Raw genomic sequence first — 11,460 nt, 5'->3', positions numbered from 1 at the left:
AGCTTGATGGTGTCGATTTCGTTGTCGCGAACACAGACGCACAAGCGCTTCAACAATCCATGTCGCAAAGCCGCGTACAGCTTGGTGTGAAAGTCACCGAAGGCTTGGGCGCAGGCGCGCGTGCCACTGTTGGCGCTGCTGCTGCGGAAGAAAGCATTGAACAAATTGTTGATCACCTCGCAGGGGCGCACATGTGCTTCATCACTGCGGGCATGGGCGGCGGCACTGGTACAGGCGCTGCTCCGATCATCGCGCAAGCTGCACGTGAACTTGGTGTTCTGACTGTTGGTGTCGTGACGAAGCCGTTCCAGTTCGAGGGCGGCAAACGCATGAAGCAAGCGGAAGAAGGCGTTGATGCCCTTCAGAAGGTTGTGGACACGCTGATCATCATTCCAAACCAGAACCTGTTCCGTTTGGCGAATGAAAAGACAACATTCACCGAAGCCTTCTCTCTTGCAGATGATGTGCTTTATCAAGGTGTTAAGGGTGTGACGGACTTGATGGTTCGCCCAGGCCTGATCAACCTCGACTTTGCTGATGTTCGTGCCGTAATGGACGAAATGGGCAAGGCGATGATGGGTACAGGCGAAGCAACCGGCGAAGATCGTGCGATCCAAGCGGCGGAAAAAGCCATCGCGAACCCATTGCTCGACGAGATTTCACTGCGCGGCGCGAAGGGTGTTCTTATCAACATCACAGGCGGCGAAGACCTTACATTGTTCGAACTGGACGAAGCGGCGAACCGCATTCGCGAAGAAGTCGATCCAGACGCGAACATCATCGTGGGGTCCACACTCGACACCGTTCCAGATGGCGGGATGCGCGTTTCTGTTGTTGCAACAGGCATCGATGCGGTTGCAGCTACGAACGAAGTTCCAGTGCCACGCCGTTCTTTGGCCCAGCCATTGAAGCAAGAAGAGCCACAGCAAGAAGCGGCCCCTGTTACAGTTGCGCCAGTCGCAACGATGCAGCAGCCAGCAGCTGAAACGCCTGAGCCTTCCTTGTTCCAAGAACGTGAAGCGCCACGCGCAGCGGCACCTGTTGAAGAGACATATGAAGCGGAAGAAAACAGCTTCCAGCCTGAGCTTCCAAGCTTCATTGCGGACCGTGGTCAGCAACAGGCGGCCCGTGCGCAGCAAGCGGATGATTTGCCGCCACCTGCATACCAGCCGCCTGCGTATGAGCCACAAGCTGCAGCAGAGCCTGAGCAAGCGGCCTATGTCGCGCCGAAAGCGCCTGCACTTGGATCACCTTCGCCAGAAGCGATGGCCCGTTTGCAAGCTGCTGTTCAGCGTGCACCTGAGCAAGACACATACCAACAACAGCCAGCAGCGCCACAAGCGCCTGCCGCTGAAGTGGAACGTCCTCGCTTTGGTATCAATTCCTTGATCAACCGTATGACGGGTCAGGGCGCAGAAGGCACCGAAGCACCAGCTGCACGTCAGCAACCACAGGTTCAAACAGGTCACGCAGCGCCAGCGCCGCACCCTGTTGCTGAGAGCGATCCAGAGCAAGAGCGCATCGAAATTCCAGCGTTCCTGCGTCGTCAAGCGAACTAAGTTTCCCAATTCAACTTGGGTTGTTACAAGAAAGGGAGCATCATTCGATGCTCCCTTTTGCGTTTGATCATAAGGACTTGCCGGATCGTCAAGTAAGATTAGGCGAAATTCCGCTTATCGCTAGAATGTCGATGTTTCAGAACGTTGCAAAGATTGTGTTGAGAGAGAAGCACGCGAAGGTTACCAAAACGCTAACTTCCTCGTAGGGATTCTTGCGAGTACTCATTTGATCTGGAACGCATAGTGCAAACGACTTTGAAATCATCAGCAGTGTTCACCGGTGTGGGGCTCCACTCTGGCTTGCCTGTAACGATGACTGTGCATGCTGCCGCCCGTAATCATGGTATCTGGTTTCGCCGCACAGATGTGATTGGCCAAGACGCCTTGGTTCCAGCACGCTGGGATGCGGTCAACCCGACACCTCTTTGCACAAAAATCGAAAATGCAGATGGCGTTGTCGTATCCACGATTGAGCACATCATGGCGGCTTTGGCCGGGTGTGGCATTACGAATGCGATGATCGACGTTGATGGGCCTGAAGTGCCTATCATGGACGGTAGCTCTGCCGAATTCGTGCGCGGTATTCTTGCAAAAGGCGTTCAGAAACAAAGCAATGGTGGTTGGGCGCTGCGCGTATTGAAAACCGTTGAAGTGCGCACCGATCTGGGGTGGGCGCGTCTTGAGCCTGCACGCAATCTGTCGATCGATTTTGCGATTGAATTTGAAGATGCGGCGATTGGCAGTCAGAGCAAATCTTTGAACATGGCGAACGGCACCTTTGTCCGCGAGCTTTGTGACAGCCGCACGTTCTGCCGCAATTCGGACGTCGAAATGATGCTAGCCAATGGCTTGGCCAAGGGCGGTACGCTGGAAAACGCGGTTGTTGTTGACGGCGATCAGGTTTTGAGCCCGGGTGGTTTGCGCCATGCGGACGAAGCAGTACGCCACAAAATGCTCGATGCGCTCGGCGATCTTTCGCTTGCTGGAGCGCCGATTCTAGGCCGTTACACGGGTATGCGGGCTGGTCATTCTATGACGAATGCATTGCTGCGCGCGCTCTTTGCGGACCCGTCAGCCTATGAAATGGTGGACTGCGACGCGTCTATTAACGCTTATTTGCCTGGCGCTGGCGTGACTCGTAGCGAAATTCCGGCTGCTCACTAACATCAACTTTTCAAGATCGTTAGGTTTGCCCCAAGATTTCGGGTCATTGCCATTTTGCATCGCGATATTATGTGCTAGGACCAAGGTGAAAACAGGGATAAAACTCTGACAGGTTCGATCAAAGGTGCTGCTATGAAACGTAAAACCGCACGTCTCTCTCTGACTGCTGCTGTCCTCGTTTCGATGACTCTTTCTGGCTGCGGCGGTGGCGGCGGCGGCGCTGTTGCGCGTTTCTTGGGTGGCCCTGCGGATGCGCCTTTGGACACCTTCACAGCTGAGCAGATTTTTGAGCGCGGTGAATTCGAACTAGAGCGCAAGCGCGAAGACGATGCGGCCTTCTATTTCGGTGAAGTCGAACGCCTTTATCCTTATTCCGAATGGGCGAAACGCGGGCTGATTATGCAGGCGTTCTCGTATCACAAAGATAAAGATTATGAGAATTCGCGCGGCGCAGCGCAGCGCTTCATTGATGTCTATCCAACGGATGACGATGCAGCCTATGCACAATATTTGCTGGCGCTGAGCTATTATGACCAGATCGAAGATGTGGGCCGCGATCAGGGGCTGACGTTCCAAGCCTTGCAAGGCTTGCGCACGGTGATCGAACTCTATCCAGACAGCGAATATGCGCGCTCTGCGATTTTGAAGTTTGATCTCGCGTTTGATCACTTGGCTGGCAAGGAAATGGAAATCGGACGCTACTATTTGCGCCGTGATCACTACACCGCGGCGATCAACCGTTTCCGCGTCGTGGTCGAGGATTTCCAGACGACAACGCATACACCAGAAGCTTTGCATCGCTTGGTCGAGGCCTATTTGTCGCTGGGTCTGACGCAAGAGGCACAAACCGCTGGCGCGATCCTTGGTCACAACTACAAGGGCACCGATTGGTATGAGGATAGCTTTAAGCTGCTCACAGGTCGTGGTCTTGAGCTAGAAGCGGCAGGCGATGGCTGGCTGCGTCAGGTCTATCGCCAGATGTTGCAAGGCAAGTGGCTGTAAGGAAAAATTGGCGCGCGTTTGACGCGCGTGGGGTCACTTAAATGCTGCGCACGCTCGATATTCGGGACATTTTGATCATCGACCATCTGGAATTGGATTTTCAGAATGGCTTGAATGTGCTGACCGGTGAAACCGGTGCAGGTAAGTCTATCCTACTGGATTCCCTTGGTTTTGTTCTTGGCTGGCGCGGGCGCGCGGAACTGGTGCGCAGCGGCGCCGAGCAGGGCGAGGTCACAGCGGTTTTCGATCTCAGCGAGGATCATGCAGCGCATGCCATTCTCGAAGAGGCAGGCCTGCCCAGCGGTGATGAGCTGATCCTAAGACGCGTAAACCGCAGCGATGGGCGCAAAACGGCTTGGGTGAACACCCGCCGCTGTTCTGGCGATGTGTTGCGGATGTTGTCTGAGACTTTGGTTGAATTGCACGGCCAACATGATGATCGCGGCTTGCTTGATCCCAAGGGGCATATGGCGCTGCTTGATGAGTTTATGGCCAAGCCCAAGCTGCACAGCGCGGTTGGGGCGGCTTGGAAAGATCTCTCTCGGTTTCGCAAGGAATTGAGCGCGCTTGAGGCGTCGATTGCAGCCGTGCGCGAGGAGGAAGATTTCCTGCGTCATGCTGTGGCCGAACTCGATGCGCTTGATCCGCAAGCGGGGGAAGAGGGCGAACTGGATACGCGTCGCCGAGCCATGCAGGGCGCGGAGAAGATCCGCGATGATGTGGCGCGCGCCCATGCGATGCTGGGCCTTGAGGGCGCAGAAGGCGCGATGAGCGAAGCCATCCGTTGGCTAGATGGTGTTGCTGGCAGTGCAGAGGGTATGCTTGATGGCCCGCTCGCGACGCTGAGCCGTGCTTTGGATGAGTTGGGTGAAGCGACCTCTGGTGTTGAACAATGCCTCGATAACCTTGATTTCAGCCCTGCGGAGCTTGAGCAATGCGAAGAGCGGTTGTTCGCGATCCGTGGCCTCGCGCGCAAGCATAATGTAACCCCCGATGAGTTGGCTGTATTTGCAGGCGATTTGCGGGTGCGCCTTGAGGCGTTGGATGCAGGGGACGCCAAACTTGGCGATGCGCGGCGCGCTGTGAGCGAGGCAGAGACGGCCTACGATCTTGCGGCGACAGCGCTGAGCGAGGCACGCGCAAAAGCGGCTTTGAAGCTCGACAAGGCGGTCAGTGCAGAGCTTGCACCGCTCAAAATGGAGCGGGCGGTTTTCAAAACACAGGTGACCGACACAAGCGCAAGCAGGGCGGGGCGTGATGCTGTGGCCTTTAGCGTGGCGACCAACCCCGGCGCGCCGAGTGGGCCGTTGAACAAGATCGCATCAGGCGGTGAACTGAGCCGCTTTCTATTGGCGCTCAAGGTGTGCCTGTCTGATGACGCCAAGGCGATCACGATGATCTTTGACGAGATTGATCGCGGCGTTGGCGGCGCGACGGCGGATGCGGTTGGACGACGGTTGGCCGAGCTTGCAAGCGGGGGCCAAGTGTTGGTGGTGACGCATTCACCGCAGGTTGCAGCCCTTGGTGGCCATCATTGGCGTGTTGAAAAACGCGTGGTGAAGAACGCGACACTGAGCACGGTTGTTCCGCTCGATGAGGGCGAGCGCGTTGATGAGATCGCACGCATGATTTCTGGCGACACGATCACTGAAGAGGCGCGCGGTGCGGCACGTGCGCTTTTGGTGGGTTAAGGTGCTGAATGCTGCATCCCTGGCTGCAAAGGCCATGATGCAGGACATGAGATCAAGCTGCGGCTCTGGCTGGCAGTTGCTGCGCAAACAGGGCCCGTCACAAATCCAATTCTGGTTCATTGCCTTGATGGTGGGCATCGCTGCAGGTTTGGCAGCTGTCGCATTTCGATTTGGAATTTCATTCATACAAACAACACTTTACGGCGTTGATGACGTCGCCAAGCTGCACAGCTTTGCCGAAGGATTGGCGTGGTACTGGGTGTTGTTGATCCCCATGGCGGGCGGGTTGACGGTAGGGATTATCCTGCATCATTTCACGCCCGATCGCCGTGTGCGATCTGTTTCCGACGTGATCGAAGGCGCGGCGCTCAACAACGGGCGTGTCGAGAAAAAAGCTGGCATCGCGTCGGCGCTGTCATCGATGATCACGCTCGGCACCGGCGGATCAACAGGGCGCGAAGGGCCTGTGGTCCATATCGCGGCGATGATCTCAAGTTGGGTCAGCAATCTTATCCGTGCGGATGGAATTACAGGGCGCGATTTGCTGGGATGCGCGGTTGCTGCTGCGGTTTCGGCGAGTTTTAACGCGCCCATTGCGGGGGCCTTGTTCGCGCTCGAAGTGGTGCTGCGCCATTTCGCAGTTCATGCCTTTGCGCCCATCGTGATTGCGAGCGTTGCAGGCACGGTGATCAACAGATTGATCTTTGGCGATACCGCGGAATTTGCGCTGCATGAAACGACGGCGCTGGAGTTTTATTCCGAGCTGCCCGCGTTCCTCATTCTGGGTCTTGTCTGCGGTTTGGTCGCTGTCACATTGATGCGCTGCGTCTTCTGGGCAGATGATTTCGAGACGCGCCTGCAGACCCGCATTGGGCTGCCGTATTGGATGCGCCCGACATTGGCAGGCGCTTTGTTGGGTCTTCTGGCAATTCAGTTCCCGCATATCATTGGGGTTGGATATGAGACGACGTCCGCCGCGCTGACGGGCGAATTGCTCTTGCATGAGGCGGTGGTCTTTGCGGTGCTCAAGGTGATTGCGGTGGCGATCACAATGGCAGGGCGCATGGGCGGAGGTATCTTTTCCCCCTCCTTGATGATCGGCGCGTTGACGGGTTTGGCCTTTGGCCTGATCGCGACCAGCATTTTGCCCGATATCAGCGGATCACACACGCTTTATGCTTTGGCAGGGATGGGCGCGGTGGCCGCGGCTGTGATTGGATCGCCGATTTCGACGACGCTGATTGTGTTCGAATTGACGGGCGATTGGCAGACCGGTTTGGCCGTGATGGTCTCTGTTTCGCTCTCCACCGCGCTCGCCTCGCGCCTCGTGGATCGTTCCTTCTTCCTCACCCAATTGGAACGGCGCAACATTCACTTGGCGGCCGGTCCGCAGGCCTATTTGCTGGCGATGTTCCGCGTGGCCAATGAAATGCGAAAGAAAGAGGACGGCATCGACGAAGAGGGCTGTTGGGCCATGATCGCAGATGGGATTTATGTGGACGGCAACGCAACGCTAGAGGCGGCGATGCCGATCTTTGATAAATCGGGCGTCACGTTCATTCCTGTGGTCACATTGACAGGCGAGGGCCAAGCCCCCGAACTTTGGGGCGCGCTCTATCACGTCGATGCGCTCAAGGCCTATAACAAGGCCTTGGCGGATACGGCGGCGGAAGAGCATAGCTAGAGCCTGGGGTTGAATTCGGGGTGATAGTGCCTACATATGATTGCATCATGAACAAACCCATACTCAAAGGTCAGGCGGGTCAATCGGCTGCTATGAAATCCCTGTCGCAGCAATTTCCCTTCAACTTTGGCGCGTCTTTTAGCAAAGCGGCGGATCTTTATCCCCATGACATAGAAGGTTTGATCCAAATCCTTCATTTTCGCAATCAAGTTGCGCGTGCAGCCAAACGGCGGAGCAGTTGGTTCGGTGGTCGGTTTTACAATCGGTTTTCGGGCGAAGACCCTGATTACATTCCCTTATCTGGCATGCATCTCCGCCAAACGCTGAGTGTTTTGAATATCGAAACGCCTGAAGCTGTGGTCAAAACAGGCACGTATTCTCTGAGATATGACATGTCTGAAGAGGCGGTGAAACGACTTAGAGACGCGCAAGGTTAAGCCGATCTAAAGCGGCTGCGTTGCGCGTTGTAGCCAGTCTTGGGCAGCTTCGCTCAAAAGCCCATCGAGCTTTTCAAAACAAGCAGCGTGATAGCTGTTCATCCAAGAGATTTCATCAACGCTGAGCACGTCCGTGCGGATCAGATCGCGGGAAATTGGCACGTAAGTCAGCGTTTCGAAATCATACATCTCGCGGTGCGTGTCTTCGCTCGCAAGCGTGCCAGCGGGTTGAACAACAATAAGATTTTCGATGCGAATGCCAAAGGCGCCCTCGCGGTAGTAGCCCGGTTCGTTCGAGAGGATCATGCCCGGTTCAAGCGGCACTTTGCTGATGCGGCTGAGACGCTGTGGGCCTTCATGCACACCGAGGAAATGTCCGACGCCGTGGCCGATGCCGTGATCGAAGTCTTGCCCCGCGCGCCAGAGCGGCACGCGCCCAACCGCTTCTATATCGCGCCCAGCGAGGCCCTTGGGCCAGCGCATTTTTGAGATCGCGATCATGCCTTGCAACACGCGGGTGAAGGCCTCGCGCTCTTCATTTTCGACGTCGCCAATCCCGATTGTGCGGGTGATATCGGTTGTTCCGTTAAGGTACTGACCGCCACTGTCGAGCACCAGAAGATCACCGTTTTCTAGGGTGCGCGAGGTCTCATGCGTGACGCGGTAGTGCATGATTGCGCCGTTGGAGCCAGCGCCCGCAATGGTGTCAAAGCTGATGTCTTGCAGCGCATTCGTGGCGCGGCGGCGTTGCTCCAGCTGCGTGACAACGTCGATTTCGGTTGTGCTGCCAGAGGGTTGTGCCTCTAGCCAGCAGAGCAGTTCGCACATGGCGGTGGCATCGGTGATATGGGCGGCGCGGGTGCCTGCGATTTCAACAGAGTTCTTGCGGGCCTTGGGCAAAACGCAAGGCTCGTCGCCATATGTGATTTCCGCCGAGCCGCTTTGCAGCGCATGAATGACGGCAACAGGGACAGAAATTTTGTCACAGCGCACTTTGCCCGTTAACGCCGCGAGCGCGGCGAGGAATTCAGCAGGCGCGGCTTGGGTGATCGATGGATCAGGGTCAAGCGCGGCGGTCTTTTCCGGTTCAACAAAGAGCTGAACTTTGGCATCGGCATGAAGCACCGCAAAGCCATGCATCAGCGGTGTCTTGGACACGTCGTTGCCGCGCACATTCAAGAGCCAACAGAGGCTATCGGGCAGGGTGATGACGGCGGCGTCTTCGCCTTTGCCGCTAATATCATTGGCGCAGTCTTGGCGTTTGTCGACGGAGGATTTACCCGCGTATTCAATAGGGTAGGCGAAGGCAAGTGTCATGGGCGGGGCAGGTTGATCAGCCCAGATGCGATCCACGAGGTTCTCTGTGGGTTTGAGCGTGATGCCTGTGTCTGCAAGCGCTTTCTCGTGGGCTTCCAACTGACCTTGGGGCATGAGCCATGGATCAAATCCAATCACTCCGCCGTCCGGCAGTTGCTCCTTGAGCCAATCCGAGAGCGAGGTTTCGGGCCACGGGACGGGGCTAAAGTGGTCCAGATCGACCTGCGTTTTCACCTGTGTGCGATAACGCCCATCGATGAAGACACCCGCGTCGGTTTCAAGTGCGCAGCAAAAGCCGGCGGAGCCTGTGAAGCCCGTGAGCCATAGCAGCCGTTCGTCGCGTGGCGCGACGTATTCGCCTTGATGCGCATCGGCGCGGGGGATGAGGAAGCCGTTTATGCCTTCTGCCACCATCTGAGCGCGTAGATCGGCGAGGCGGGACGACCCATGTTCGGGGCTGCTGGTGGTGTCAAAGCTCTGAAACATGGTGATCTTCTCCTTTGGGCCGTGTTGGAGTTTGCACCGTGTGGGGGCGAAGCTAAAGCGGAAAAGAGGTGAGAGCGGCGGGGGTATACGGGTTTGTCGTAGCGCTGTGACTTGCAATCAGTAGTTCGTGGTTGGCGCACCTAGTGTATACCATGCTCTTATGGCGAGCGGTTTGTGGAATATGCAGAGAATGTCTGGTTTGAGCCCATAGCTACCGATGTTGCAGCATTTACAAACGACAACTAAGCGCAGAAACCTGACATCTGCAAATCGCAATAGGAGATATAAAGTTGAAACCTTATTTTCAATTCCTTGTTCGATGGAGTTTGGTTGGTGGATTTTTGTTTCCCGTGCCTTCAAATATGTGGGAGCATACCGTCACCTATTTTGCGTTGCTAATAGTAGTTGGGCCATGGGTATTTTGGGAAATTTGTAGGGTATGCGCTGGATTACCGCGCGTGACACAATGGATATCAAAATTTGGTAGGTAGGGTTCTATGAGCGGAATAGCCGTTTGGCTTCTTATCAACACAGTCTAGGAGCCCTAGCGGTGAATGTCCGCTTTGAGCCCAAAGCTACTCGGTCTTTGCCTTTGCGAAGAGCTTTGAAAAGTAGTTGCCAACACCTTGTCGATTCGCGTTTAGCATTACCTTTTCGGCGATTTCTTCTTCTGTAGTGCCAGCCGTTATCATGCTGGGTGCGTTGTGAACGACATCCGCAAATATACGTGCCTTTTTAGGGTTTTCTGTAGCCCTGATCGCGATCAATACGATGTGTAGAACGTATAAAACTTCAGAGTAGTCGTTCATCAAAGTTCTTTCATTCTAACGATTGTCATCCGCTTCTAGCCTGTCGGCTATAAGCAATTACATGAATAGCACCAATAGCAAGAAAGTCCGCAGAGCAGACATTTAGCTAAGTGGGCTTGCTGCGTGAAGGGGAACTGGTTTGCGGTGTTGGGACAATGGTATCGTGTTTGTTATGCGCTGGTGGGCAATGGCCTTTGTTCCGAGATGCCTTAGAAAACGGCGCTGACCTGCAAATCGTCAGCATGACGGTTGCAGGTCAGCGCATTTAACCAGCCTTACGCATGCCCATCACCCTTGCGCGGGCGCGGGGGTCGTTGTCGAAGAGGGCGGCGAGTTGTTCGGTCATGGCGCCAGCAAGTTGCTCCACATCGGTGATCGTTACGGCGCGCTCGTAGTAGCGAGTTACATCGTGGCCGATACCGATGGCGAGCAATTCGACGGCGCGTTTTTTCTCAACCATTTCAATGACGTCGCGTAGGTGCTTCTCAAGGTAGTTGGCAGGGTTCACGGACAATGTGCTGTCATCCACGGGCGCGCCATCGGAGATCACCATCAGGATTTTACGCGCTTCGGGGCGGCCTGCCATGCGGCGGTGGGCCCATTCGAGCGCTTCGCCGTCAATGTTCTCTTTCAGCAAGCCTTCCTTCATCATCAGCCCGAGGTTCGGGCGGGCGCGGCGCCATGGGCTGTCGGCGCTTTTGTAGATGATGTGGCGTAGATCGTTAAGGCGGCCGGGCTGTTGATCGCGGCCCGCATTCAGCCATGCTTCGCGGCTTTGCCCGCCTTTCCAAGCACGGGTGGTGAAGCCGAGGATTTCGACCTTCACGTTGCAGCGCTCTAGCGTGCGGGCGAGAACGTCCGCGCAAATTGCGGCGATGGAAATCGGGCGACCGCGCATGGAGCCAGAGTTGTCCAGCAGCAGCGTCACGATGGTGTCGCGGAATTCTGTGTCTTGCTCGACCTTAAAGCTGAGCGGCGTTGTCGGGTTGGCGATAACGCGGGCGAGGCGGCCGGCGTCGAGCGTACCTTCCTCAAGGTCGAATTCCCAAGAGCGGTTTTGCTGGGCCTGCAAGCGGCGCTGCAATTTGTTCGCAAGGCGCGACACGGCCCCTTTGAGCGGTTCTAGCTGTTGATCGAGATAAGCGCGCAGGCGTTCCAGCTCAATTGGTTCAGCCAAATCTTCGGCGCGCACTTCTTCATCGAACTGCGTGTCATAGACTTGATAATTCGGGTCAGCGTCAGAAATTGGCTGGGGTTGAGGTGGCTCAAGCGGGGCTTCGCCCTCTGGCATCTCGGTTTCTTCGCCCATTT

General features: G+C 56.0%; 8 protein-coding genes and 1 pseudogene. 6 read left to right on the top strand and 3 right to left on the bottom strand.

Translation table 11 applies throughout. From position 1 onward, the window contains the following. The 6 genes from ftsZ to ABJQ89_RS15545 all read left to right on the top strand — a co-directional run. A partial coding sequence (gene ftsZ, locus ABJQ89_RS15570) for a cell division protein FtsZ (protein WP_348497082.1) occupies positions 1 to 1,559 on the top strand: 1,559 nt, incomplete at its 5' end. Positions 1,560 to 1,802: 243 nt separating this feature from the next. After that, on the top strand, positions 1,803 to 2,723 hold the full coding sequence (lpxC, locus tag ABJQ89_RS15565; protein WP_348497081.1) for a UDP-3-O-acyl-N-acetylglucosamine deacetylase: 921 nt from the start codon (positions 1,803 to 1,805) through the stop codon (positions 2,721 to 2,723). A 132-nt stretch (positions 2,724 to 2,855) separates the two neighbouring features. Continuing rightward, entirely contained in the window at positions 2,856 to 3,725 is an 870-nt protein-coding gene (locus ABJQ89_RS15560; RefSeq protein ID WP_348497080.1) for an outer membrane protein assembly factor BamD, read from the top strand. A 41-nt stretch (positions 3,726 to 3,766) separates the two neighbouring features. Then, positions 3,767 to 5,416, top strand: coding sequence for a DNA repair protein RecN (gene recN / locus ABJQ89_RS15555; protein WP_348497079.1), 1,650 nt, complete (start codon positions 3,767 to 3,769; stop codon positions 5,414 to 5,416). A 34-nt stretch (positions 5,417 to 5,450) separates the two neighbouring features. Then, on the top strand, positions 5,451 to 7,100 hold the full coding sequence (locus tag ABJQ89_RS15550; RefSeq protein WP_348497083.1) for a chloride channel protein: 1,650 nt from the start codon (positions 5,451 to 5,453) through the stop codon (positions 7,098 to 7,100). 47 nt (positions 7,101 to 7,147) lie between these two features. Continuing rightward, positions 7,148 to 7,537, top strand: coding sequence for a hypothetical protein (locus tag ABJQ89_RS15545; RefSeq protein WP_348497078.1), 390 nt, complete (start codon positions 7,148 to 7,150; stop codon positions 7,535 to 7,537). 6 nt (positions 7,538 to 7,543) lie between these two features. Here the strand turns inward: ABJQ89_RS15545 and ABJQ89_RS15540 are convergent, their stop codons facing one another. From ABJQ89_RS15540 to ABJQ89_RS15530, 3 genes and pseudogenes are all read right to left on the bottom strand, one after another. Then, complete coding sequence (locus ABJQ89_RS15540) at positions 7,544 to 9,340, bottom strand: aminopeptidase P family protein (protein ID WP_348497077.1); 1,797 nt, start codon at positions 9,338 to 9,340, stop codon at positions 7,544 to 7,546. Positions 9,341 to 9,915: 575 nt separating this feature from the next. After that, positions 9,916 to 10,149: a hypothetical protein gene (locus ABJQ89_RS15535; protein WP_348497076.1), complete on the bottom strand. Its 234-nt coding sequence runs from the start codon at positions 10,147 to 10,149 to the stop codon at positions 9,916 to 9,918. Between the two features lie 265 nt (positions 10,150 to 10,414). Then, a pseudogene (locus ABJQ89_RS15530) lies at positions 10,415 to 11,460 on the bottom strand (cobaltochelatase subunit CobT); the annotation flags it as partial.

Source organism: Planktotalea sp., assembly GCF_039984035.1.
Lineage (GTDB): Bacteria > Pseudomonadota > Alphaproteobacteria > Rhodobacterales > Rhodobacteraceae > Planktotalea.
The sequence above is the reverse complement of the archived record's forward strand: the minus strand, read 5'-3'. Positions and strand labels throughout refer to the sequence as shown.